General features: G+C 69.0%; 23 protein-coding genes. 6 read left to right on the top strand and 17 right to left on the bottom strand.

The genetic code is table 11. From position 1 onward, the window contains the following. Window positions 1–154: 154 nt before the first annotated feature. The 5 genes from JWP60_RS21060 to JWP60_RS21080 form a co-directional block, all read right to left on the bottom strand. A complete protein-coding gene (locus tag JWP60_RS21060; protein ID WP_299795641.1) occupies window positions 155–3,292 on the bottom strand; it encodes an efflux RND transporter permease subunit in 3,138 nt (1,045 codons plus the stop codon). Continuing rightward, window positions 3,289–4,806 (bottom strand): efflux RND transporter periplasmic adaptor subunit, encoded by a 1,518-nt coding sequence (locus tag JWP60_RS21065; RefSeq protein ID WP_299795643.1) that lies wholly within the window; start codon window positions 4,804–4,806, stop codon window positions 3,289–3,291. The genes JWP60_RS21060 and JWP60_RS21065 overlap by 4 nt, the downstream gene beginning before the upstream one ends. After that, window positions 4,803–6,035 (bottom strand): TolC family protein, encoded by a 1,233-nt coding sequence (locus JWP60_RS21070; RefSeq protein ID WP_299795645.1) that lies wholly within the window; start codon window positions 6,033–6,035, stop codon window positions 4,803–4,805. The genes JWP60_RS21065 and JWP60_RS21070 overlap by 4 nt, the downstream gene beginning before the upstream one ends. A gap of 75 nt (window positions 6,036–6,110) precedes the next feature. Beyond that, window positions 6,111–6,515 (bottom strand): hypothetical protein, encoded by a 405-nt coding sequence (locus tag JWP60_RS21075; RefSeq protein ID WP_299795647.1) that lies wholly within the window; start codon window positions 6,513–6,515, stop codon window positions 6,111–6,113. Window positions 6,516–6,564: 49 nt separating this feature from the next. After that, the gene (locus tag JWP60_RS21080; RefSeq protein ID WP_299795649.1) at window positions 6,565–7,488 is read right to left on the bottom strand and encodes a LysR family transcriptional regulator; all 924 of its coding nucleotides are present in this window, start codon (window positions 7,486–7,488) and stop codon (window positions 6,565–6,567) included. 103 nt (window positions 7,489–7,591) lie between these two features. Here JWP60_RS21080 and JWP60_RS21085 point away from each other — a divergent pair, with 103 nt between their 5' ends. Together JWP60_RS21085 and JWP60_RS26800 are read left to right on the top strand one after the other, a co-directional pair. Continuing rightward, entirely contained in the window at window positions 7,592–8,509 is a 918-nt protein-coding gene (locus JWP60_RS21085; protein WP_299795651.1) for an alpha/beta hydrolase, read from the top strand. Continuing rightward, window positions 8,506–8,787: a hypothetical protein gene (locus tag JWP60_RS26800; RefSeq protein ID WP_363320937.1), complete on the top strand. Its 282-nt coding sequence runs from the start codon at window positions 8,506–8,508 to the stop codon at window positions 8,785–8,787. The genes JWP60_RS21085 and JWP60_RS26800 overlap by 4 nt, the downstream gene beginning before the upstream one ends. On the opposite strand, the gene JWP60_RS21095 is transcribed toward JWP60_RS26800, so the two are convergent. The 8 genes from JWP60_RS21095 to JWP60_RS21130 form a co-directional block, all read right to left on the bottom strand. Continuing rightward, window positions 8,748–9,320, bottom strand: coding sequence for a carboxymuconolactone decarboxylase family protein (locus JWP60_RS21095; RefSeq protein WP_299795654.1), 573 nt, complete (start codon window positions 9,318–9,320; stop codon window positions 8,748–8,750). The genes JWP60_RS26800 and JWP60_RS21095 overlap by 40 nt on opposite strands. 5 nt (window positions 9,321–9,325) lie before the next feature. Beyond that, the gene (locus tag JWP60_RS21100; RefSeq protein ID WP_299795656.1) at window positions 9,326–10,471 is read right to left on the bottom strand and encodes a hypothetical protein; all 1,146 of its coding nucleotides are present in this window, start codon (window positions 10,469–10,471) and stop codon (window positions 9,326–9,328) included. A 16-nt stretch (window positions 10,472–10,487) separates the two neighbouring features. After that, entirely contained in the window at window positions 10,488–11,468 is a 981-nt protein-coding gene (locus tag JWP60_RS21105; RefSeq protein WP_299795658.1) for a tripartite tricarboxylate transporter substrate binding protein, read from the bottom strand. A gap of 40 nt (window positions 11,469–11,508) precedes the next feature. Then, a complete protein-coding gene (locus JWP60_RS21110; RefSeq protein ID WP_299795660.1) occupies window positions 11,509–12,498 on the bottom strand; it encodes a tripartite tricarboxylate transporter substrate binding protein in 990 nt (329 codons plus the stop codon). Window positions 12,499–12,563: 65 nt separating this feature from the next. Next, complete coding sequence (locus JWP60_RS21115) at window positions 12,564–13,484, bottom strand: SMP-30/gluconolactonase/LRE family protein (RefSeq protein WP_299795662.1); 921 nt, start codon at window positions 13,482–13,484, stop codon at window positions 12,564–12,566. A 14-nt stretch (window positions 13,485–13,498) separates the two neighbouring features. Further along, window positions 13,499–14,398, bottom strand: coding sequence for an SMP-30/gluconolactonase/LRE family protein (locus JWP60_RS21120; RefSeq protein ID WP_299795664.1), 900 nt, complete (start codon window positions 14,396–14,398; stop codon window positions 13,499–13,501). Window positions 14,399–14,419: 21 nt separating this feature from the next. Then, complete coding sequence (locus JWP60_RS21125; protein ID WP_299795666.1) at window positions 14,420–14,956, bottom strand: carboxymuconolactone decarboxylase family protein; 537 nt, start codon at window positions 14,954–14,956, stop codon at window positions 14,420–14,422. Window positions 14,957–15,075: 119 nt separating this feature from the next. Continuing rightward, the gene (locus JWP60_RS21130) at window positions 15,076–15,879 is read right to left on the bottom strand and encodes a GntR family transcriptional regulator (RefSeq protein WP_299795667.1); all 804 of its coding nucleotides are present in this window, start codon (window positions 15,877–15,879) and stop codon (window positions 15,076–15,078) included. Between the two features lie 166 nt (window positions 15,880–16,045). Between JWP60_RS21130 and JWP60_RS21135 the strand changes: the two genes are divergently transcribed. Further along, the gene (locus JWP60_RS21135) at window positions 16,046–17,131 is read left to right on the top strand and encodes a Gfo/Idh/MocA family oxidoreductase (RefSeq protein ID WP_299795669.1); all 1,086 of its coding nucleotides are present in this window, start codon (window positions 16,046–16,048) and stop codon (window positions 17,129–17,131) included. A gap of 19 nt (window positions 17,132–17,150) precedes the next feature. Here the strand turns inward: JWP60_RS21135 and glmS are convergent, their stop codons facing one another. After that, window positions 17,151–18,995, bottom strand: a complete 1,845-nt coding sequence (glmS, locus tag JWP60_RS21140) for a glutamine--fructose-6-phosphate transaminase (isomerizing) (RefSeq protein ID WP_299795671.1) — start codon at window positions 18,993–18,995, stop codon at window positions 17,151–17,153. 123 nt (window positions 18,996–19,118) lie between these two features. On the opposite strand from glmS, the gene JWP60_RS21145 reads away from it, so the two are divergent. After that, the gene (locus tag JWP60_RS21145; protein WP_299795673.1) at window positions 19,119–19,631 is read left to right on the top strand and encodes an Lrp/AsnC family transcriptional regulator; all 513 of its coding nucleotides are present in this window, start codon (window positions 19,119–19,121) and stop codon (window positions 19,629–19,631) included. Window positions 19,632–19,770: 139 nt separating this feature from the next. Here JWP60_RS21145 and glmU read toward each other — a convergent pair whose 3' ends face one another. Next, entirely contained in the window at window positions 19,771–21,174 is a 1,404-nt protein-coding gene (gene glmU, locus JWP60_RS21150; RefSeq protein ID WP_299795675.1) for a bifunctional UDP-N-acetylglucosamine diphosphorylase/glucosamine-1-phosphate N-acetyltransferase GlmU, read from the bottom strand. 18 nt (window positions 21,175–21,192) lie between these two features. Between glmU and JWP60_RS21155 the strand changes: the two genes are divergently transcribed. Both JWP60_RS21155 and JWP60_RS21160 read left to right on the top strand, forming a co-directional pair. Beyond that, window positions 21,193–22,074 carry a DUF6279 family lipoprotein gene (locus tag JWP60_RS21155; RefSeq protein ID WP_299795677.1) on the top strand — a complete coding sequence of 294 codons (882 nt, stop codon included), beginning with the start codon at window positions 21,193–21,195 and terminating at the stop codon, window positions 22,072–22,074. Further along, complete coding sequence (locus tag JWP60_RS21160) at window positions 22,071–23,213, top strand: MFS transporter (RefSeq protein WP_299795679.1); 1,143 nt, start codon at window positions 22,071–22,073, stop codon at window positions 23,211–23,213. Before JWP60_RS21155 ends, JWP60_RS21160 begins: the two co-directional genes overlap by 4 nt. Here JWP60_RS21160 and JWP60_RS21165 read toward each other — a convergent pair whose 3' ends face one another. Beyond that, a complete protein-coding gene (locus JWP60_RS21165) occupies window positions 23,214–23,507 on the bottom strand; it encodes a hypothetical protein (protein ID WP_299795681.1) in 294 nt (97 codons plus the stop codon). It lies immediately after the preceding gene. Between the two features lie 281 nt (window positions 23,508–23,788). Then, a complete protein-coding gene (locus JWP60_RS21170) occupies window positions 23,789–24,289 on the bottom strand; it encodes a DUF2917 domain-containing protein (protein WP_299795683.1) in 501 nt (166 codons plus the stop codon). Between the last annotated feature and the right edge of the window lie 2 nt (window positions 24,290–24,291).

Consider the following 24,291-nt stretch of genomic DNA (forward strand, 5'->3'; position numbering starts at 1 on the left):
AGGGGACGGTTCTTGGTAGGAAATCAAAAGATCGAAGCAGGCAGTAGCAAGGGCTCGCCCCGGAATCATGCCTCCGGTTCGGTCACTCCATAGCGCGGTAACGGAAAAAAACGCGGGCAGACCGCAAGTGAATGCCGTGGCTGGTACTTCAGGATTAGCGCCTGGGGACCGTTCCACCCAGGCGCCGATGCAGCAGGTACCAGGCGGCCGGGATGACGAACATGCTGAGCAGCGGCGCCGTCACCATCCCGCCCACCATGGGAGCGGCGATGCGGGTCATGAGCTCGGAGCCGGTGCCGCTACCCAGCAGGATCGGCAGCAGCCCGCCCATGATCACGGCCACCGTCATGGCCTTGGGCCGCACGCGCTGCACGGCGCCTTCACGGATCGCGGCCAGCAGAGTGACCTCGTCGTCCGGCTCGCCGGCGGCAATGCGCCTGGCATGGGCGTTCTTCAAGTAGACGAGCATCACCACCCCGAACTCGGCGGCCACACCGGCCAGCGCGATGAATCCCACGGCAGTGGCCACGGAGATGTCGTGCCCGAGCGCCCACACCAGCCAGAACCCGCCGATCAGGGAAAAGGGCACCGCCGCCATCACGAGCGCCGCATCCTCGAACGAGCGGAACAGCAGGTACAGCAGCACCAAGATCACGGCCAGCGTCGCCGGCACCACCACCTTCAGCCGCTCGGTGGCCCTCTCCAGGTATTCGAACTGCCCGGACCAGCCCACCGAATAGCCGGCCGGCAGCTTGACCTCCTTGCCGACGGCGCCCTGCATGTCGTTGACCACCGAGCGCAGGTCGCGGCCGCGCACGTCGACGTAGACCCAGCCCGAAAGGCGCGCATTCTCGCTGCGGATCATCGGCGGCCCTTCCTGGATGCGGATGCGGGCGACGTCCTGCAGCAGCAGCTGCGCGCCCTTGTCGGTCACGAAAGGAAGCTGCCGCAGGCGCTCGAGCGAATCGCGAATCTCGCGCGGGTAGCGCACGTTGATCGGAAAGCGCTCGCGGCCCTGGATCACCTCGCCCACGTTCTCGCCGCCGATGGCGGTGGACACCACCGCCTGCACGTCGGCGACCGACAGGCCGTAGCGGGCCGCGGCGGCACGATCCACGTCGACGTCGATGTAGCGGCCGCCGGTCAGCCGCTCCGCCAGCGCGGACGACACGCCCGGCACCTTGCGGACCGCGGCTTCGATCTGACCGGTGAGGCGGTCGATGGTGGCCAGGTCGGCACCGGCGACCTTGATGCCCACCGGACTCTTGATGCCGGTGGCCAGCATGTCGATGCGGTTGCGGATCGGTGGCACCCAGACGTTGGACAGGCCCGGCACCTTCACCACCCGGTCCAGTTCTTCGATCAGCTTGTCCGGGGTCATGCCCGCGCGCCACTGCGCGCGCGGCTTGAACGCGATGGTGGTCTCGAACATCTCGAGTGGGGCCGGGTCCGTTGCGGTGTCGGCGCGGCCGGCCTTGCCAAAGACACGCTCCACTTCGGGGACGGTCTTGATCATGCGGTCGGTCTGCTGCAGCAGTTGGGCCGCCTTGGAGGCGGACAGGCCAGGCAGTGCCGAGGGCATGTACAGCAGGTCGCCCTCGTCGAGCGGCGGCAGGAACTCGCCGCCCAGGCGCATGACCGGAATCGCCGTGAGCGCGAGCAGCAGCAGCGCCACTGCGAGGGTCGCTTTCGGAAAGCGCAGCACCGCCTCCAGTGCCGGGCGATAGAGCGCGACGAGCAAGCGATTGAGAGGATTGGAAGCCTCCGGTGGGATGCGCCCTCTCACGAGATAGCCCATGAGCACGGGCACAAGGGTCACCGAAAGAGCGGCGGCGGCCGCCATCGCATAGGTCTTGGTGAAGGCCAGCGGCGCGAACAGGCGCCCCTCCTGCGCCTGCAGCGTGAACACGGGCACGAACGAGAGCGTGATCACCAGCAACGAGAAGAACAGCGCCGGCCCGACCTCGACCGAGGCGTCGGTCACGAGGTGCCAGCGCTCGGCCGGCGTCGGGCCGCGGCCGTGCCGGTGCTGGAAGGCTTCCAGGTGCTTGTGGGCGTTCTCGATCAGGACGATGGCGGCGTCCACCATGGCGCCCAGCGCGATGGCGATGCCGCCCAGCGACAGGATGTTGGCGCTGACGCCCTGCCACTGCATCACGACGAAGGCCGCCAGCACACCGACCGGCAAGGTGATGACCGCGACGAACGCGGAGCGCAGGTGGAACAGGAAGACGGCGCAGACCAGGGCAACCACGATGAACTCCTCGACCAGCTTCGCGCTCAGGTTGTCCACGGCACGGTCTATGAGCAGCGATCGATCGTAGGTAGGCACCACCTCGACGCCAGGGGGCAGGCCGGGCTTGAGCGCGGCGAGCCTGGCCTTCACCGCCTCGATGGTGGTGCGGGCGTTCTTGCCCGGGCGCATCACGACCACTCCGCCGGCCACTTCGCCTTGGCCATCGAGTTCGGCGATGCCGCGCCGCAGCTCGGGTCCGATCTGCACGAAGGCGACGTCGCGCAGGAGGACCGGAGTCGTCCCGGAGACGCTGACGGGAATGGTGCGGAAGTCCTCCAGCGAGGCGAGGAAGCCGCGCGAGCGCACCATGTATTCGGCCTCGGCCAGCTCCACGACCGAGCCGCCCGCGGCCTGGTTGGCCTTCTGCAGCGCCGTGACCACCATGCCTTGCGTGACGCCCAAGGCCCGCATGCGGTCCGGGTCGAGCACCACCTGGTACTGGCGCACCATGCCACCGATGCTGGCCACCTCGGCGACGTCGGGCACGGTCTTCAGTTCGAACTTCAGGAACCAGTCGTTCAGGGCGCGCAGTTGCGAGATGTCGTTGCGCCCGGTGCGGTCCACAAGCGCGTACTCGAACACCCAGCCCACGCCCGTCGCGTCGGGTCCGAGCGAAGCGTTGGCTCCCGCGGGCAACCGGCTCTGCACCTGGTTCAGGGACTCGACCACGCGGGAGCGCGCCCAGTACGGGTCCGTCCCGTCCTCGAACAGGACGTACACGAAGGAGTCGCCGAAGAACGAGTAGCCGCGCACCGTCTTCGCGCCCGGCACGCTCAGCATCGTGGTGGTGAGCGGATAGGTGACCAGGTCCTCCACCACCTGCGGCGCCTTGCCCGGATAGGGCGTTCGCACGATCACCTGCGTATCCGACAGGTCAGGCAGCGCGTCGAGCGCCATCCTTTGCGTCGACCAGATCCCGGCGGCAACCAGGAAGGCCGTCGCCATCAGGACGAGGAAGCGGTTGCGGATGGACCACCGGATGACGGCGGCGATCACTGCGCAGCCTTCTTGCGCGTGACCGCCAGCAGCTCGTAGTCGGATGGGCCGCCCTCCCTGAATTCGAAGTGCACCGTGTCACCCGGCTTCACGTCCGCGAAGGCTTTGGCGTTCGGCTTGCCGAAGCCCATGGTCATGGGCGGCCACTTGAGAGACGGGATCGGTCCGTGGGAAATGGTGATGGCCTCGGCGGTCACCCTCTCGACCTTGCCGTCGCCCACGTGGGTGGCGGCGGCAGCGCTCGCTGCAGGCGCGCTCGCCGAGCCAGCCGCACTGGCCGGTGGAGCCGCCGGCGCGGTCGCCATCGCCATTGCGCCCAGCACCGACTTCAGCCGCGCCTCGGAGTCGATCAGGAACTGCCCGCTGGCCACCACCTGCTCGCCTTCGTTCAGGCCCTGCGCGACTTCCACCGTGTCGCCGAGATCCGCCCCCAGTTGCACGTCGCGCGGCTCGAAGCTGCCGTCGCCCCGCCGCACGATGGTCACGGCGCGGGTGCCGGTGCGGATCACGGCTTCCGCCGGCAGCACCAGGCGCGACGTTGCAGGCCCAGCCACCTGCAGCCGCAGCAACATGCCCGGGGTGAGTCTCCCTTGCGGGTTCGCGACTTCGAACCGCGCCTGCACGGTCCGCGTGTTCGCGCTGACCTGCGGCACGATCTCCTTGAGCTCACCCTCGAAGGTGTGGGACGGGTCGGCTTGCAAGGCGGCCTTCACCTTTTGCCCGCGCGTGAGGCGCACGGCCTGCGCCTCCGGCACTTCGGCGACCGCCCAGACCTTCTCCAGGCCGGCGATGCGGAACAGCGTCATGCCGGGAGTGACCGCCACGCCCTCGCGAATTCCCAGTTCCGCCACCACTCCGCTCACGGGGGCGGGAATCCGGAAGCGCGCTTGCGCGGTGCCGAGTTGCTCGGATTGGCGCAACAGGGCATCCGGAATCGACAACGCGCGCAGGCGCTGGCGCGCGGCATCCAGCAGGTCCTGCGAGACTCCCAAGCGTTGCAGCGCCAGGTACTCGTTCTGCGCTGCCAGCCAGTCCGGGGCGTAGATGACGACCAGGGGCTCGCCGCGGCGGACGTACTCCATGGGTGCGCGCACCAGCAGGCGCTCCACGTAGCCGTTCACGCGGGTCTGCACGGCTTCGGTGAGGCGCTCGTCGAACTGCACGGTGCCGATGGCATCGAAGGAGCTCGCGACCTGCGTGCGCGTGACGGTGGCGGTGCGGATGCCCAGGTTCTGCTGCAGCTGCGCACTGACGCGGACGCCGGCATCGCCCTGCTGGTCGGCGTAGACCGGCACCAGCTGCATGTCCATGAAGGGCGACTTGCCCGGCTTGTCGAAGCGCGGGCCGGGGACCATCGGGTCATGCCAGTACAGGACCTTGCGCTCGCCAGCGGAAGCAGCGGCTGTCGCTGGCGCCTTGCCGAGGCCAGGCTGAAGCTGCCGGCCGACGAGGAATCCGCCGGCGGCGAAGGCCACGGCGGCCAGCACCGCAGCAGTGAGATGCGTACGCTTCATCGAGCACTCCCGAGGGCAACCGGCTTGAAGGCGAGCTGCGCCCTCGCCTTGGCGAGGTCCCGCTGCAGGGCGAGCTGCTTGCGCTGGGCCTCGACCTCCGCATGTCTTGCCTCGAAGACCGTCATGAGCGTTACCTGGTTGGAGCGGTAGCCCGCCAGTGCTGCTTGCGTGCGCTGCTGCGCGATGGTGAGGACTGCAGCGCGATAACGTTCGGCGCGGGCCTGCAGGCGCCGCGCATCGCTGGCAAGGCTCTGGAATTCCGCGCTTGCCAGGCGCTGGGCTTCCTCCCCCTTCGCCTCCACCTGTTCCACGACGGCCAGCTTCGCTGCGGACTCGCGATCCTGGCGCTCGGCGGGTGCAACGGGCAGCGGGATGGCCACGCCGAAGGACATCAGGTCCGGCAAGCCGGTGCGCTGGCCATAGGACAGCTGCCAGGTCCAGTTCGGCCTGCGGTCGCTGGCAGCCACCGAGGCTTCGCTGCGCGCCACTTCCAGCTCGCGTTGCGCCGCCAACACCCTCGGGTGGGAAGCCACGTATGCTGCTTCATCGAACGTGGGAGGCAGCTCCGGCGGCGCGAGCGAATCGGGCCGCATGACGATCCATCTTTGCAAGGCCACCAGTGCAGCTTCCTGCGCCTGCCCGACTTCGGCGGAGTCGTCCTCGGCCACACCGCGAGCGGCTGTCAGGGCCAGGACTTCCTGGCTGCTCCCGGTGGCCGACGCCAGCCGCGCCTTGGCGGCCTCGAGCTCCTCGTGCACGTGGTGCTCGGTCAACTCGGTGAGCTTCAGGGCCTCGCTCGCGAAGTACGCATCCAGGTAGGCCAGCGCGGTCTGCAGCCGGGTCTCCGCCAGGGCTTCATCGCGAAGCGCCGCTTCACGACCGACCCTTGCCTGCGCGGCGGCGGTGCGAAGCGCGCGCTTGCCGGATGGGACCCACTCCTGGCTGATGCCGATGCGCTTCATCGTCATGGAGTCGGTGGTGGTACGCAGGCGCTCCGGACCGGTCACGGGCAGGTTGTCGATCCCCACCGAGAGCATCGGGTCGGGCAACTGGCCGGCGGCCCGGGCCGCCTCCGCAGCGCCGAGGGCGCCGGCGCTCGCCGCCCGCACGATCTGCGAGCGCTCGGCTGCCAGTTGCAGTGCCTGGTCCAGGCCCAGAGGCGCCGCCGACACCAAGGTAGGCAGCATTGCGGCGGCCGTCACGGCCGCCAACAGGAAACGCGGGAACATGGAATCTCCGAAGACAACGAATCGGTTGTCGGTCGCGGGCAAGCCGCGCCGACGCCGGTCAGTCGGCCCAGGAGATCAGACGCGCAGTCTGAGCGTGGAAAGGAACAGCGGGTCCGGAGGTGGTCGCTCCGGTCCGCGCTGCGCTTGAACGGCCGATGCAGCGGCATCGGCATCGAGCAGCAGCGGCATGACCACGACCTGCACGATCGCCGGCAGGGTGACCGCCGGAGCGTTCAGCGGGTCGAAGGATTGCGGCGCGTTGACGCAATGCTGGTGGCACAGGACCGGCTGCTCCGTGTCCCGCGGCATGGCCATGCCTTGGCACGGCTCGCCCGCGGCCATGTGCATCACGGCCGCGTCGGCGTCCTGCGCCGGCTCGGCCGGACAGGCGTAGTTCGCCAGCGCCAGTTGCGAGAACAGCAGCGACAGGACCACGAAGATCGTGGTCGTGAGGCGTTGGATGGGGCGGCGGCCGAACATGGCGCTTGCAGTCTACCCTTTGATTTGGCCGCGTCCCCTCGGATCTGTCTCAGCGGCCGTCTATCAGGCGCGCGAAATCGACGGATCGGAACCGCTCCAGCACGTAGTCCACGAAGAGCCTCGTCTTCGCGGCCAGCATTTTCTTGCTTGGATAGTAGAGCGAAAGCGGGCCCGCATCGCTGTACCAACCCGGCAGGAGCCGAACCAGTTCTCCGGACCGGATATGGCCGAATGCGAACGGCATCGGCACCAGGGCAACGCCAAGACCTTGTCGTGCCGCCTGCGCGACCGCTTCAGGATCGCTGAGGATGACCCTCGGTTGACAGTCGACCGTCTGTTCGGCCGCGCGACGGGATCGGAGTGTCCATGGCCGCACCCGGCCGGTGGGCGTGGAGCGCCGCATGAGGCATTCGAAGGACGCGAGATCCTGCGGAGTGCGCGGCGCCGTCCGCCCCGCCATGTAGCCCGGTGCTGCGACGGCGACGATGTGCACCGGCCCCAGCTCGCGCGCGACGACGCCCGCGGCCATGGGAAAGCCGCCACCGATCGCCGCATCGAATCCTTCGCCCACGATATCGACCTGGCGGTTGTCGAAATGCCAGTCGGGCACCACCCGTGGATAGCGCGCGAGAAACTCCCCCAGCAAGGGCACCAGGAAGTTGCGGCCGAAGGCCTGGCCCATGCTGACCTTCAAGGTGCCCGCAGGAACTTCATCGACACCACTGCCGGCGGCCACGGCCGTCTGCAGCGCCGCCAGCGGGCCATTGACCTGCCCCAGGAAGCGCTCTCCCTGCTCGGTCAGGGACAGGCGTCGGGTGCTGCGATGAAACAGCCGCACCCTCAGGTCCGCTTCCAGCCGTGCGACGTTCTTGCTCACGCCCGCGGGGGTCAATCCAAGCACCCGGGCGGCGGCCGAGAAGCTGCCGTGCTCCGCGGTCTGGACGAAGGAGACCAGATGCTGCAGGTGCGTCATTGCCGCATCTTAAACCGCGGGTTGAAGCTCATTGCCGCCTGCCGGCATGGTCAACGCGCTGGCCTGCGCCCATACTCGTTCGCATCCCTCGTGAGGTTTTGCCATGCCCGCTTTCATTCACCTTCTCTTCGCATTAGTGATCGGCCTCGTCATGCCTGCAACTTCCTCCGCCCAGGACTTCGGCTTTCCGGGATTCGCGGTGCGCGACATCGCGGTCAACGGCACCACGATCCATACGCGCTCCGGCGGCTCCGGTCCGGCGGTCGTGTTGTTGCACGGCTATGGGGAGACCGGCGACATGTGGGCACCCCTGGCCATCGACCTGGCACGGGACCGCACGGTGATCGTCCCGGACCTGCGTGGGCTTGGCTTGTCGTCGAAGCCGGCAGGCGGCTTCGACAAGAAGAACCAGGCCGTCGATGTCGGCGCCGTGCTCGCGGCATTGCATGTGAAAGAGGTCGACGTTGTGGCGCACGACATAGGCAACATGGTGGCGTTCCAGTTCGCCGCGCAGCACCCCGAGCAGGTCCGGCGGCTGGTGCTGATCGACGCGCCGGTACCCGGCGTCGGGCCGTGGGAAGAGGTCCTGAAGAACCCGCTGCTGTGGCATTTCCGATTCGGCGGACCGGACATGGAGCGCCTGGTGGCCGGCCGGGAGCGCATCTACCTGGATCGATTCTGGAACGAGTTTTCGGCGTCTCCGGACCGTTTCGGCGAAGCGGCGAGGCGCCACTATTCCGCGCTCTACGCGCTTCCGGGTGCGATGCATTCCGGCTTCGCGCAGTTCGCCGCGTTCGACCAGGATGCCAGCGACAACCGGGAGTCCCTGGCCGGCGGCCGGCTCAAGATGCGGATCCTGGCGCTGGGCGGCGAAAAGTCCTTCGGTCCGATGATGGCCACGGTCATGCGCGCCGCCGGCGACGACGTGACGGAAGGCATCGTTCCGGATTCGGGCCACTGGATCATGGAAGAAAACTCGAGAGCCACGATTCGCCTGGTCCGCGACTTTCTTGCGCGATGAGAGGGTTCAGGGACCGCGGTATTTTGTACGCGGGCGTGCTCGCGCTCGGGGCTCTCGCCGCGGGCTCGGGCCTGTCCCTGTGGCAGCCCGTTCAGCTCCGACTGCTGGCCGATCTGTTCGGCGGGTACGAAGCGGCACGCCGGGTGCACTTCATCGCCATGGCTGGAATCTCATTGTTCGTCATCGTCCATCTCGCCACGAGCGTCTCGATGCGCCTGGCTCGCGGCTCCGCGCAGACCTACGCCTTCAGCAACTCCGGCATCGGCTGCGCCGGGTGACCCGGCGGCGGCACGACGCGGCCGGCGATGATCACGGTCGACACGAACACATAGAAGCCGGCTGTAGCCACGAGGTCCACGGTTTGCTGCTCGCCGAGCATTTCGACGGCGCGATGGAAGGTTGCGTCGCTGAGCTGGCGATCGCGCAGCAACTCCACGACGAGGTCGTAAACCACCTCCTCGTCCGCCCGCATGGCCGCCGGACGCCGCCCCTGCCTCAGGTCCTCGATGATCGCTTCGGACAGGCCCTCGCGCCGCGCGATCGGCTCGTGCGCCCACCATTCGTACTGGGCGTCCCACAGGCGCGCCTCGATCAGGATGGCCATCTCCTTCAGGTGCAGCGGCAGCGAGGTGCGCTGGCGCAGGTAGTCGGTCATGGCCAGGTAGCGCCGCAGCAGCTCGGGGCTTTTCAGCAGCATGCCGTAAGGGCCGCCGAGGCCGGCGCTGGACTGCTTGAGCACCTCGCGGGCCACGGCCTGCTGCGTTTGCGTGAGTTGCTCCATCGCAGGCGCGGGGAAGCGCGGGGTGTGCATGCCGGTCATTCCTGGACGGCGTCGTGGCTCGCCACGGCGACCACGGCAGGCCGGTCGCTCGCATTCCCAAGCGCGTAGTTACCGCCGCGCACGACGGCGATCTCGCCGGCGGCCAGGCGCGTCTCGCCGGTGTCCAGCAGCAGCGTGAGCTCGCCTTCGGTGACCACCAGGAAATCCACGGTGGACGACTGCTTCGAGTAGGGATTGCCGGGGATGCTGCCGCAGGTGGCCACCGACCCCGCGCCGATCGACTCGAACCACGCACGCGCCGCCACCTCGCTCGCGCGACCGCGCCAGTTTGCATCGGGAGGGATGGTCATCACGTTCAGCACCGTGCCGTTCGCCGGCGGCACCAGCACGTGCGGCAGGCGCAGCGTCTCGGGGACGATGGGCGCGGGATGCCCCTCGACCACCCACATGCGCTGCAGCGCGAAACCGGGGCGCGAAGCATCCAGGCGCACGTCGGGCGAGGCCCCGTCGATGACCAGCGAGGAGCGTCCCGGCTCGCGGTCGATGGTGACGATGCGGCGCTGCGGCCGCACGCCCGCGGGCAATTGCAGTCCGGCGGGCGGCTGCAGCGGCTGGGCGTCGCCCTGCTGCACGCCGTCGCGGCCAGGGCCGAAGTCGGCCGAGATCATGTCGAACGCCATGTGGCAGCCGACGCGCGAGCTGTCCCACAGGTGCCAGGCGCCGACCTGCACGACGATGTCGCCGGGGCGGATCACGGTCTCGTAGTCGTCCAGCACCAGTCCGCGCTCGCCGTGCAGCACGATGCCGAAGTCGACGGACTCGGTCTTGTGCATGTCCGAGATGCTGCAGTTGTTGCCGCCGCCGCGGTCCCACGAACGCCCGTCGGCCGACGGCTTGGGCGCATGCGGCTTCACCACCGGGACGTCGTTGCCGGGCAGCCAGTGCACCACGCGCAGGTGGCCGCCTTCGCGCGGGCCGGGGAACTCGTCGGCCCACAAGCCCGTGTCGACGTCGCCCGCCAGCGGCTGGGGCGTCTGCCGCCAGACCCAGAAGTCGGTGTGGCCGCGGCCGGCGAACTGCGCGTTCTCGTGCTGGCCGGGGGCGGGTCCCTCCCAGCGGACGGCCGATCGGCCCTGCGGGTCGTTGGCGGTGACGATGCGGCGGATGGTCTTGAGGCTCATGCTTGCTCCAGGGGTTTCACTCGGCGACAGCGTGCGATTCGCGGACGATGGGGCGCCAGCGCTCCACCTCCGACTTCAGGTGGGTGTCCAGTTCCTCGGGGGTGCCGCCCGAGATCTCGAAGCCGGCAGCCACCAGCCGCTCGCGCACCTCGGGCTGCTTCAGGATGGCGGCGATCTCCTGGTTCAGGCGCACGACGATGGGCCGCGGCGTGTTCTTGGCCGCGAAGATCCCGTACGCGAGTTCGAGCTCGATCGACGGGTAACCCGACTCCACGAAGGTCGGTACCTCCGGCGCCAGCGCCGAGCGCGTGTGGCCGAACACCGCGATCCCCTTCAGCTTGCCGGCCTTCATGTACGGAAGCGCCGCGGGGAGGCCGACGATCGCCAGCGGGATCTGGCCGCCCAGTGCATCCTGCAGCGCCGGCACCGCGCCCTTGTACGGCACGTGCGTGAGCTGGATGCCCGCCTTCGCATTGAGCAGCTCGCCGCCTATGTGCTGCGGCGAACCGGTGCCCGCGGAGCCGTAGCTCACGATCCCCGCAGGGTGCGCCCTGGCATAGGCCACCAGTTCCTGGATCGTGTTCGGCGCGAACGAGGGATGCGCCACCAGCACGATCTGCGAGTTGACGATCCGGCCGATCCCGTCGAGGTCCCGCACCGCATCGAATGGCATCGTCTTGTACAGGGTCTGGTTCATCGCCAGGATCCCCAGGATGTTGACCAGCAGCGTGTGGCCATCGTTGCGCGATTTCGCGACGATGTCGCTGCCGATGTTCCCCGAGGCGCCCGGCTTGTTTTCCACGACCACCGGTTTTCCCAGGGCATCGGTGAGCTTCTGCGCGAAGGTGCGTCCGAGCACGTCGGACGGGCCTCCGGCCGTTTGCGGCACGACCATCTTGACCGCCCGCTCAGGGTAGCTCGCCTGGGCCTGCGCGCCGTGCAGCGCGAGCGCCGTCGCCAGCGGGACGCAAAAACGAAGCAGCGAGGCAGTGCGCATGGGGCGCCTCCTTTCGTGGCGGCAAGGGAAACGTGCGGGCTCAGCCGCCGCTGATGCCCAGCTCCCGGATCAGCGCCGGCCAGCGCTGCGCCTCCTTGCGGATCAGGGCATCGAACTCCGCGGGGCTGGACGCCGCCGGCGTGAAGCCCAGCTTGTCGAACTGCTGTCGCAGGGCCGGGTCCTCCAGCATCACCTTCATTTCGCCGGCGATCCGGTCGACGATGGCGGGCGGCAGGCCCTTGGGTCCGAGCAGGCCGAACCAGACCTCGACGTCGTAATTGAGCATGCCAAGTTCGCCGAGCGAAGGCACGTTGGGGAAGCCGGGCAGGCGCTTGCTGCCGCCCACCAGGATGGGCACCACGCGGCCGGAAGCGATCAGCGGCTGCACCAGCGGCACCGCGGCAAAGCCCACCTGCACGTCGCCCGCCGCGAGCGCCACCGCGGCCGGCGAGCCGCCCTTGTAGCTGATGTGCGCAAGCTTCGTGCCGGTGGCGCGCATCAGCATCTCCATCGACAGGTGCGTGCCGGTGCCGCTGCCGGAGGACGCGTAGTTCAGGCCACCCGGCTTCGCCTTGGCCGCCGCCACGATCTGCTCGATGTTCCTGAACCCGGTCGATGGGTGCGCGACCAGCATCGTCTGCGCCGAGGCGATGTGCGTGATCGGCGTGAAGTCCACGATCGGGTCGTACGGCACGTTCTTGTACAGCCCGAGGTTGGTGACGTGGTTGGGACCATTGAGCAGCAGCGTGTAGCCGTCCGGCGCCGCGTCGGCCACGAAGCGGGTGGCGGCCAGGCCGCCGCCGCCCGGCCGGTTGTCCATCACGAAGGGCTGGCCGAACTTCGCGCCCAGCCGCTCGCCGACGATGCGCATCATCACGTCGCCGACCGCGCCCACCGGATACGGGATGATCACCTTCACCGGTTTGTCCGGCCAGCCGCCCTGCGCCCGCGCCGCCCCGCTCGCCAGCAGGGCGCCGGCCAGGAGCGTGCCGTTCCAGGCACGCCGGGTGATTCGCTGCGTCGCTTCCATGCCTGTCTCCTCGTGGCGGGAAGGACCGGCCGGGGCGGCCGGGGCCGAATCGGGCCGGGCCGCCTTCAGGCGACCGGCAGGTGCGTCTTGGGCCCTTGCGCCCCGGTGGCCTCGGCGCGCAGCAGGTGGCCCAGCGCCGTGGTGACGAACAGCGTTCCCAGCCCCGGGCCGCCGAACGCGCAGTTCACCGGCTCGTCGACCGGCAGCGAATGCGATTGCAGCACCGCGCCCGCTGGCGAGAACACCATCACCACCGGTCCCGGGCCGCTGCGCTGCCAGCCGGCGCAGGCGACGATGCGCCCTTCGGTGTCGACGCAGAGTCCCTCGATGCCGCGGTGCACGCCGCGTCGGTCCGCGCCGAAGGTGTGCAGCACGATGGGCTCTTCCACCGAACCGTCCTCGCGCAGGGGATACGCGCGCAACTCGCGCCGGCCGCCCGGCGTGTTGTCGGTGTCGGCGACGTAGAGCGTCTTCTCGTCCGGCGACAGCGCCACGCCGCGCGGGCGCAGGGTGTCGAAGGTGACGCGCTCGATGTGCCAGTGGCTTTGCGGGCGCGCGCCCTGCGCGAGGCGCAGCACCGACTGATGTGGCAGCAGCGGGAACACCTGCGGGCCGGACGCCGGCAGCGGGTGGTGGCAGTCGGAGAACCAGACCGCGCCCTTGCGGTCCACCGTCAGGAGGCAGGGATGGTTGTGCGGCGCGCCGTGGAACTGCGTGGTGGTGATGCGCGCCGGCCCGTCGGGGATCATGCGGATCACGCGGCGCGAGCCTTCCTGGCAGCCATACAGCGCGCCGTCGGGGCCGAAGGCGATGCCGTTGACGCGGTTGGTCCACTTGCGCCGCGTGCGCGTCTCGCCGGTGGCGGGGTCGTGCGCCAGCAGGGTGCTGTTGCCGAGGTCGCTTGCAAGCATCTCGCGGCCGTCCCACGCCAGGCCGCCCAGGAGGCGCTTCGTGGGCCCGTGCAGGATGTCGAATGTCCAGCTCATGGTGCGACCTTCCTTCAATCGTCGAACGTCACCGGCAGGCCGGCGATGCCCATCTGCACGCGGAACAGCGAGGTGTAGGTGGTGATGTACAGGCTCTGCCAGTCGGCATCGCCGAAGCCCAGGTTGGTGGTGTGGCCCGGGATCAGCAGGCGCCCGAGCAGGCCGCCATCCGGCGCAAACACGTGGATGCCGGCCGGGCCGGTGCAGTAGACGTTGCCTTCCACGTCCACCTTCATGCCGTCGGCCACGCCGGCCTCGGGGCCCTCGAGCTTCGCGAACAGGCGGCCGTTCTTCAGCGAGCCGTCGCCCTGCACCTCGTAGACCTTGATCAGGTTCTCGCGGGTGTCGTTGATGTACAGGAGCGATTCATCCGGCGAGAACGCCAAGCCGTTCGGATAGGTGAAGTCCTCCACCACGAGCGACGTCTTGCCGTCCGCGCCGATGCGGAACACGCCGTGGAAATCGAGGTAGCGCTGCACGTCCTCGCCGTGCATCTCCACGTTGTTCAGGGCGCCCGAGGGGTCCGTGAAATAGATCGCGCCATCGGACTTGCACACGATGTCGTTGGGCGAATTCAGGGGCATGCCCTTCCACTCCGCGCACAAGGTCTTGATCGAGCCGTCGTGCTCGCGGCGCCAGACGCGCCGCCAGGCCCAGCCCGCGACGACCAGCCGGCCCTGCCGGTCGAAGGTCAGGCCGTCGGCCTTGTAGCTGGGGCGCACGACCACCTCGCGGCCCACACCGCGCTGCCATTTCCAGATCGTGTCGCCGATGATGTCGACCCAGAAGAATTCGCCGGTGCGGCTGTTGTACACGGGCCCCTCGCCGAACATCAGGTCGCCGGCGATCACCTCCAGCTGCGACTCGCGCGGCACGAGCCGCTCGAATCCGGGGACGGCCTTGTCGGTTTCCATGCAGGATCTCCTTGCCGGCGTTCAGGCCGGATGCAGTTCCAGGGCGACGAGGAAGCGCGAGACCATGTTGTACGTCGCGATCACGCCGATCATCTCGGTGATTGCACGGCTGGTGCCGCCCAGCGCTTCGCGCGCCCGCTCGAAGGTGGCGTCGCGCACCTGCACGTCGCGCGTCATCTCCAGCGTCAGGCGCATGACGGCGCGCTCGCCGTCGTCGAACAGCAAGCGGTTCTCCAGCGCGGCCTCGGCGTTGCGCAGCGCCTCGCCCTGCGCCCGCGTCCCGCCGTGCTTCAGGAACAGCGGCAGGTGACCGGCAAATTCGTAGTCGGCGCGGTTGACGACGGCCACCACGCACATCGCCAGCTCGCGCAGCTTCGGCGGCACCTCGAGCTGCGTGCGGACCTGGCCGAGGTGGAAGTTCCAGCCCGCGGCGAACGGCGGGCTATGCAGCAGCAGGCGATCGAGTTCGGCGAGCTCGCCGCCGCGCCGCTGGCGGATCGCGGCGACCAGTTCGGCGGGTTCCTGCAGGTCGCTCGCAAGAAGGGGAATGCGGGCCATCGACGCGCCTCCGGGGTGTGGGAGGCGCATTCAATCATCCGGACAAATTGGCGTCAACTACGGGTTTGCACCCGGACGCAACGGTCGAGCAAGCGCCCAATTGTCCGGACAAAAGGGCGTCAGCCCCGGGTGTGCGCCGGGCGCTTGCGCGCTGCCGGCGCCTCGCGCTCCAGGTGGAAGCTGTAGGTGTAGCGCTGCGCCGCGTGGGTGGTGACGGTGACCTCGAACACGCGCCCCTGCGCATCGGCGTAGCGGCGCACCACGTTGAGCGAGGCCGAGCCCGGAGGCACCTGCAGCAGGCGCGCGGTGGCCGCCGGCATCAGGTCCGCCGAGATCTCCACGTCGGTGCTGTCCGCGTGCACGCCATGGAGCTCCGCGATCTGGTCCACCACCGGGATCAGCAGATGCTTGCGGTGCCTGGTGACGCCGGCGAATTCGGGCGCGACGTAGATGTCGGTCTGCGCCACGGGCGTGGTCGATCCTTCCAGCAGGCGCAGCGAGTGCAGGCGGAACCAGCTGGTGCCCACCGCGCAGCGCAGCTTCACGGCCAGCTCGTGGTCGGCTGCCACGTACTTGGCCGAGAGGGATTTGCGCACCGTGTTCGGGTAATTGAGCAGCTCCTGCACCGAGCTGAGGCGCTGCGTGAACTGGCGCGGCGCCGTGGTCGCGATCACGGTGGAACCGGCGCGCGGGCGGCGGGCGATCAGGCCCTCCTCGGTGAGCACCCGCAATGCTTCCCGCATGGTGTGGCGGCTGACCCCGAAGTGCTCGAGCAGTTGCTCCTCGGTCGGCAACCTTTCGCCGGGCTTGTAGCGGCCCTGCTCGATCTCGTGCCGCAACTGGTCGGCGATGTTCCAGTAGCGCACCGGCTGCGCCGCGGCGGGCGCGCGCCGCGCCTGGGCTGGGGTGGACTGCGGCCGCATAGGTCGGCCAGTGTAGCGGGCAGGCGCTGCGGCGTGCGAGCGCGCGGGCAGCCGACCGGAGCGCGCCAGGTCTGGCTGCAACAGGTTTGCGCAGCGGCCCCGCAGCAACCCTGTGTTGATCGCGCGATCAAGCAGCTAGCATGGCCGCCGTCGAGGAGATATCCCCGTGAACGCCAAACAGGACATCCATCTTGCGATCGTCGGCTGCGGCCGCATCGGCACCTTGCGCGGCCGGCTCGCGGCCATGCACCCGGCCGTGCGTTCCATCGTGGTGATGGACACCGATGCCGCCGCCGCAGACAAGCTGGCCAGGACCATCGGCGCCTCGTTCTGCACCACCGAGCTGGCCGCGGCGATCTCGCGTCCGGAGATCAACGCGATCATCGTCTCCTCCAGCGAGCACGAGCACACCACGCCGGTGATCGCTGCGCTGCGACGCCAGGTTCCGGTGCTGGTGGAAAAGCCGATCGCACTGACGGTAGCGGATGCCGACCTCATGCTGCGGACGGTGCAGGAGCTTGGGGGCAACCTGCGTGTGGGCTACAGCCGCCGGTACAAGACGCGCTACCTGCTGGCGAAGGAGCAATTGCGCCAGGGCCGTCTCGGCACGATCACCGGTGCCTGCGCCCGCCTGTACAACTCGCGCGCGCAGTGCCTGGCCATGCTCGGGCGCAACCCGCACGCAACCCCGGTGGTGGACGCCCTCACCTACTACGTGGACCTCATGGGCTGGCTGCTGGAGGGCAACCCCGTCACCGAGGTGTTCGCGCGGGGGCAGAAAGGCGTGATCCAGGCGGCCGGCTACGACACCGACGACGTGACCTGGGCGGTGCTCACCTGCCGCGATGGCGCGGTGGTGAACCTCGGCGTGAGCTACGCCCTCCCCGAGAAATGGCCTTCGGTGGGCCATGCTGCCCGTGTGGAGCTCCTGGGAACGGACGGCGTGCTGTTGATCAACGACGACCACACCGACCAGATCATGCACACCAACGCCGGCTTCCCGCACGTCTACCTGCCGGGCCAGAAGGTGGAGACGGTCTTCCTGGAAAGCTCGACCTCCGGGGACTGGGCGCTGGGCGACTTTCTCGGCCCGCTCGCCGACGAGACGCGTGCCTGGCTGGACGAACTGGCCACCGGCAAGCCGTGCAACCTGGCCACGCCTCAGGATGCACGCAACACGCTGGCGGTGACACTGGCCATCGAGGAATCCGCCCGCACCGGGCGCGTAGTCGACGTCTGCCGAGCCGACTGAACGCCGAAGGACCAGCACCCTACTCCACCGTCACACTCTTCGCCAGGTTCCGCGGCTTGTCGACATCCGTTCCGCGTGCCAGCGCCGTGTGATACGCCAGCAGCTGGAGCGGCACCACGTGCAGCAGGGGGCTGAGCGTGCCGTAGTGCTCCGGCATGCGGATCACGTGCACGCCTTCGCTGCTTTCAATGCGGCTGTCGGCATCGGCCAGCACGTACAGCACGCCGCCGCGGGCGCGCACTTCCTGCATGTTGCTCTTCAACTTTTCCAGCAGCGCGTCGTTCGGGGCCACCGTCACCACCGGCATCTCGTCGGTGACCAGCGCCAGCGGGCCATGCTTCAATTCGCCGGCCGGATAGGCCTCGGCGTGGATGTAGCTGATTTCCTTGAGCTTCAGCGCGCCTTCCAGCGCGATCGGATAGTGCATGCCGCGCCCGAGGAACAGCGCGTGCTCCTTGTTCGCGAAGTCCTCGGCCCAGCTGATGATCTGCGGCTCCAGGGCCAGCACCGCCGACAGCGCCGAAGGCAGGTGGCGCATGGCCTTCAGGTGCTGCGCCTCTTCGGTCTCCGTCAGTTGTCCGCGCAACTGGGCGAGCGTCAGCGTCAGCAGGAACAATCCGGCCAGCTGGGTGGTGAACGCCTTGGTCGATGCAACGCCGATCTCCACCCCGGCGCGCGTGATGTACGCCAGCTTGCATTCGCGCACCATCGCCGACGTCGATACGTTGCAGATGGTCAATGAATGCTCCATGCCCAGCGCGCGCGCATGCTTCAGCGCTGCCAGGGTGTCCGCGGTCTCGCCGGACTGGCTGATGGTCACGATCAGCGTCTTCGGGTTGGGCACCGATTCGCGGTAGCGGTACTCGCTGGCGATCTCCACCTGCGTCGGGATGCGGGCAATGGATTCGAGCCAGTATTTCGCCGTGCAGCCGCTGTAGTAGCTGGTGCCGCAGGCGAGGATCAGCACGTTGTCGATCTGCTTGAAGACCGACAGCGCAGCGTCGCCGAACAGCTCCGGCATGATGTTGACCACGCCCTCCAGCGTGTCGCTGATCGCGCGCGGCTGCTCGAAGATTTCCTTCTGCATGTAGTGCCGATAGGGGCCCAGTTCGGCGGCGCCGCTGTGCGCCTGCACCGTCTTCACGGGCCGCTGCACCGGCTTGCGGTTGCGGTCCACCACCCAGTAGCGACCCAGCTGCAGGTCGACCATGTCGCCTTCTTCCAGGTAGACGATCTGGTCGGTCACGCCGGCCAGCGCCATCGCGTCGCTGGCCAGGAAGTTCTCGTCCTTGCCCACGCCCAGCACCAGCGGCGAGCCGGCGCGGGCGCCGACCACGCGGTGCGGCTCGTCCTTGCAGAACACCGCGATCGCATAGGCGCCGTGCAGTTGCACGAGCGCCGCCTGCACGGCCTCGAACAGGTCGCCCTCGTAGAGGCTGTCGACCAGGTGCGCGATCACCTCGGTGTCGGTCTGGCTGGTGAAGCGGTAGCCGCGCGCCTTCAGTTGCGCGCGCAACTCGTCGTGGTTCTCGATGATGCCGTTGTGCACCAGCGCGATCCGCCCGGGCGCGGCCGGGGCCGCTTCGCCCGGCCCGTGGCTGAAATGCGGATGCGCGTTGTGCACGGCGGGCGCGCCATGCGTGGCCCAGCGCGTGTGGGCGATGCCGGTGCCGCCGACGATGTGCTCGCTGCTCACCTGCTCCATGAGTTCGGCCACGCGCGCCGTGCTGCGGGCGCGCTTGAGCCCCTCGGCATAGACGGCGACACCGCAGGAGTCATAGCCGCGGTATTCCAGGCGCTGCAGGCCCTGGACGAGGATGGGAACGATGTTGCGCGTGGAAACCGCGCCGACGATGCCGCACATGGAGTCACCTCAGTGGCTGGGATGAAGGGACTCTAGAGGCAGGTGCATGCAATATGTGATCTAAATGCAGCCTGTTTCGCAAGGAAGTTTCCTCGACTACGCCACGCGCAATAAAATTGCGCCATGCCGGGTTCAACGCAAGTTATCGCCATCGACCAGACCGATCTGGCCCTGCTTGACCAGCTGCAGGAAGACAGCGCGGTGAGCAACCAGGATCTCGCCCGCAAGGTGCACATCTCGCCCGCGACCTGCCTGCGGCGCGTGAAGCGGCTGCGCGACGCCGGCCTGATCGAGCGCGAGCAGGCGATCCTGCAGCCCGATCGCATGGCAGCGGCGCTGGGGCACGGACTGGAAGCAGTGGTTGAGATTTCGCTGGATCGCCAGGGCAGCGAGGAACACGAAGCCTTCGAGCAGCGGGTGATCGCCGACGACGCCGTGCAGCAGTGCTATCGCGTCTCGCCCGGTCCCGACTTCATCCTGATCGTGCACGCCCGCGACATGCCGGAGTACCTGGCGCTGGCGCAGCGGCTGTTCACGGGGGACGCGAACGTGCGCAACGTGAAGGCGTTCTTCTCCGTGAGAAGGGCGAAATTCCGGCCGCGGATTCCGTTGCCGCGGACGGGACGGGGCGGCTAGCGCTTAGGCGATGGTTTGGATGTCATCCCGGGCTGGCGGGCAACCATGGCGATGTCATCCCGGGCTCGACCCGGGATCCATGACGGCGCTCGCACAAGCGCCGCGTGGATTGCGGGTCAAGCCCGCACGACATCCATCTTCATTTCTTCGCCGGCTTCTTCGGCCGCACCCAGTTCGCGATGCTCACCTGCCGCGCCCGCGCCACCGTCAGCATCTCCGGCTCCGTGTTCCTGTTCACCACCGAACCCGCGCCTATCGTGCCGCCGCGCGCCACCGTCACCGGCGCCACCAGCACGCAGTTGCTGCCCACGTGCACGTCGGACTCGATCACGGTGCGGTTCTTGTTGGCGCCGTCGTAATTCGCGGTGATGCTGCCCGCGCCATAGTTCACGCGCTCGCCGACCTCGGCGTCGCCGAGGTACGCCAGGTGATTGGCCTTGGCGCCGCGTGCGAGGGTCGAGTTCTTCACTTCGACGAAGTTGCCGATGTGCACCTCCGGCCCCAGTTGCGCGCCCGGACGCAGCCGCGCGAACGGCCCGATCAGGGCGCCCTCCCCCACCGTCACGCCGGCCTGCTCGCCGTCGATGTGGGTGAAGGGATGGATCCACGCACCGGATGCGATGCGCGCATTGCCGATCACGCAGTTCGCTCCGATGTGCACGTCGTCGCCCAGCACCACGTCGCCGAAGAAGACGCAGTTCACGTCGATGGCGACGTCGCGCCCGCAGGTGAGCGTGCCGCGCACGTCGAAGCGCGCCGGGTCCGCCAGCCGGACGCCGCTTTCCAGCAGCGCGCGCGCCTGCCGCATCTGGAAGGCCCGTTCCAGCTGCGCGAGCTGCAAGGGGCTGTTCACCCCCTCGACTTCCACGGCCTCCTGCGCCGGCGAGGCGACCACCTCGCAGCCATCCGCCACGGCAAACTGCACGATGTCGGTGAGGTAGTACTCCTTCTGCGCGTTGTCGTTGGAGAGCCGCGCAAGCCACTGCTTCAGCTTCGCCGAAGGCACCGCCATGAAGCCGGTGTAGACCTCGCGAATCGCGCGCTGCGGGTGGCTCGCGTCCTTGTGTTCGACAATGGCCTGCACCGCGTCGCCGGAGCGCACGATGCGTCCATAGCCGGTCGGGTCGGGCATCTCGATCGTGAGCAGGGCCAGCCGCTGGCCGCCGCATTTCTCCACCAGCGCCTGCAGCGTCTCGGGCCGCACCAGGGGCACGTCGCCATTGAGGATCAACGCGATGCCGTCATCGGGCAGCACCGGCACCACCTGCTGCACCGCGTGGCCGGTCCCGAGCTGCGGCTCCTGCCGCACGAAGTCGGGCACGGTCTGGCCCGCCGCCTGGGCGCTGGCGCGCAGCCAGCCCTCGACGTCGTCGGCCCCATGGCCGGTGACGACGATCGTGCGACGCGCGTGCAGTGCGTGCGCGGTGTCCATCACGTGCTGGATCAGCGGACGGCCGCCCAGCCGGTGCAGCACCTTCGCGGTCCTGCTTTTCATGCGCGTGCCCTTGCCCGCCGCCATCACCACCACATCGACTGCTGTCATTCACGTACCCTTCACACCATGCTGAAGTTAGCCCCCATGCGCCTCGGCGGCATTATCCTTGCCGTCGCTCTCTCGTTGGCGCTGTCTGCCTGCAGCGCGCTCAAGCTCGGCTACAACACCATGCCCGACCTGGGCTACTGGTGGCTCGACGGTTATCTCGATTTCTCCGATGCGCAGCGGGTGGGCGTGCGCGGCGAGCTTGCGCAATTGCATGCCTGGCATCGCCAGCAGGAGCTCCCGCAGGTCGCCGAGTTGCTCGCACACCTCGAGCAACTGGCGCCGGGAGAGATCACGCCGCAGCAGGCCTGCGACGTGGTGGCCGACGTGCGTGCGCGCCTGGCTGCCGTCGGCGATCGCATCGAACCGGCCGGGGCTGCCCTTGCCACCACGCTCACGGCAGGCCAGCTGCGGCACCTGGAACGCAAGTTTCATTCGGGCAACGAGACCTTCCGCAAGGAACAGATAGATCCCGCGCCCGCGGAGCGCCAGGAGAAACGCTACGACCGCGTGCTGCAGCGCGCGGAGATGATCTACGGCCGCCTCGACGAACCGCAACGCGCGGTGCTGCGCCAGAGCCTGGCGCAGTCTGCCTACGACCCCGCTCGCATCCTGGCCGATCGCGAACGGCGCCAGCAGGACCTGCTGCGCACGCTGGCTCGCATCAGCACCGCGCCTTCTTCAGCGGCGGATGCGCGCGCGCAATTGCATGCCTGGCGCGAGCGGGCCGAGCATGCGCCCGACCTCGCGTACCGCACCTGGCAAGAGGGCCTGGTGCAGGAAGGCTGCCGCATCTTCTCCGCCGTGCACCAGAGCACCACGCCGGCCCAGCGCGACCAGGCCGTGCGCCGGCTGAGCGCCTACCAACGGGACGTGCGCGAGCTGGCCGGCGAGACCCGGTGAGGGCGCCCACGTCCGGGCTGGCGCTGGTCTGGCGGCTGGGCGCCGCGACCACCTTGATCGTCACCGCTTCCGCGATGACCGGGCCGGTGCTCGCCGTGCTGCTGCAGCAGGCCGGCCGCGGCACGGCTTTCATCGGCGCGTTTTCCATGCTGCCCTTCCTGATGGTCGGCCTGCTCATTCCGCTGATGCCGCGCGTGCTGGCCCGCCTGGGCACCGTGCGCTGCTATCGGGCCGGTGCGCTGCTGCAGTTCACGGGCGTCCTGGGGTACGCCCTCACCCAGCGGCCGGTGCTCTGGGCCCTATGCTCGATCGTGATCGGCTGCGGCGCCGCGGCCCTGTGGAACACGACCGAAGCCCTGATGGCGGAGGAGGCGCCGCCGGAAATGCGCGGGCGCGTGATGGGCGCGTACCAGACGGCGCTGGGCGCTGCTCTCGCGGTCGGTCCCTTCCTGCCCGGCCTGCTGCAGCTCGATGCGCGCCCGGTGCTTTGGCTCGCCGTCGCCATGGTCGCCGGCTGCGTGCTGCTGGCCGTGACGGCGCGGCCGCACGTATCCAAGCCGCGCGATCCGCAGGCGGGCGGCACCTGGCAGGCGTTGCGGCTGGTGCCGTGGCTGGCCGTGCTCGCGTTCTGCGGCGGCGTGTTCGAAGCGGGTCTGGGCGCGGTCAGCGCCGCGCATGCATCGGCCTCGGGCCTGAGCCTGCGCAGCGCGGCGAGCGTGGCGGGCGCCATCGGCGTCGGCAGCTTTCTGCTGCAATATCCCGCGGGGCTGGCCGCCGACCGCTATCCGCTGACGCGGGTGTTCACGTGCGCGTCGCTGGCGCTGCTCGTGGCCAGCATCGCAATGGCTTTCGCCACGCAGGCGCCGTGGTTGCCATGGGCTTGCGGATTGGTCTGGGGAGGGGTGGGTGGCGCGCTCTACACGCTGAGCATGGTGCAGGTGGCGCACACCTTCGCGGGGCGTGCGGCCGGGGGTGGCACGGCCGCGATGATCACGGGCTACACCTGGGGCGGATCGCTGGGCCCGGTGGCCAGCGGTTCGGCACTGCAGGCCGGCGGCGCGCCGGGGCTTGCCTTGCTCTTGTCGCTGCTGGCGCTGGCGGCGCTGGCCGCGGCGCGACGGGCGCTCAGCCCGCCGTGATCAGCGCTCGCCCTTGGAGTGCGCGCGGGCTGCGCGCTCGGCCGCCTCGAGTTCGCGCGCCTCGGCCTCGGAAACCGGCTTCGCTGCCTGCGCATCGGCCTGCACGTCGGCGTGGTCCAGGTAGTTCCTGATGCTGTTCTGGTAGTCCCCGGTCGCCGTGTAGCTGCCCTCGCCCTGCACTTGGCTGCTGTTGCCCGACTGGAAGTCGGTTGCGCCGCCGCGCTGCTGCTGCGGATCGATGGCGCGCTCCGGTTGCTGCTGCAACGCGCGCGGTGCGGGTTTTTGTTGGGTCATGAGACGCTCCTCTTGGTTTCTCCAGCTTAGGCACCAGGGTGAGGAGCGCGTGTCGGCCGCTGTGTGACGGGGCTGTCGGCGACGGACTACAGGCGACGGGGATCGTGAAGCGTTGCGCTGGGGTTCGCTTCGCGAAGCCCAGCCTACGAGGTCGGGAGCACTGTAGGCTGGGCTGCCGCAGGCACCCCAGCCAAGCGCGTCAATCCTGCAACGCCGCCCACATCCCCTGGTCGCGCTCGGCCGTCCCGATGCGCGGGTTCTTCACGCCGCGCGCCTCGTCATCATGGGACTCCTGGTGCGCGGGGGAAGCCGAGGATTTTATCGGCCGCCCTCGCCATCACCTGCCACGCCACACGACCGAGACCCGACGCCAATTGCCCCAGCGCCCGCAAGGCCAGCGATGTCGCCAGCCGCAGATCCGCCACTGGCTGCACGACGACCGCGAAGTTGATCCGGCGCCCCTGCGCCACCGGCACGCAAGCGAACACCGGATCCCAGGCGAACCAGGAAGGGCCGGTCGCGTTCCACGCCTCCACCACCAGGCGCTGCCCGCGCTTGACGAACATGGAGCGCCCCACCTGCAACACATGGTCGCCCGAGTCGCCGGGCGTGCCGCCATGCGGTCCTTCGACGGTGGCCCACAGGCGCCCGTGCGCCACGCGCAGGATGCCGTCGCTGGCCGGGTTGAGCATGATCGCGCGGCCGCGCGCCAGCTTCCACGTGCCCGGCAGGGCAGCCACGGGAGCGGCTCTGAGGAAGGAGGGCAGCACGCGGTCGTTCATGA

The organism is Ramlibacter sp. (genome assembly GCF_028291745.1).
GTDB lineage: Bacteria > Pseudomonadota > Gammaproteobacteria > Burkholderiales > Burkholderiaceae_C > Ramlibacter.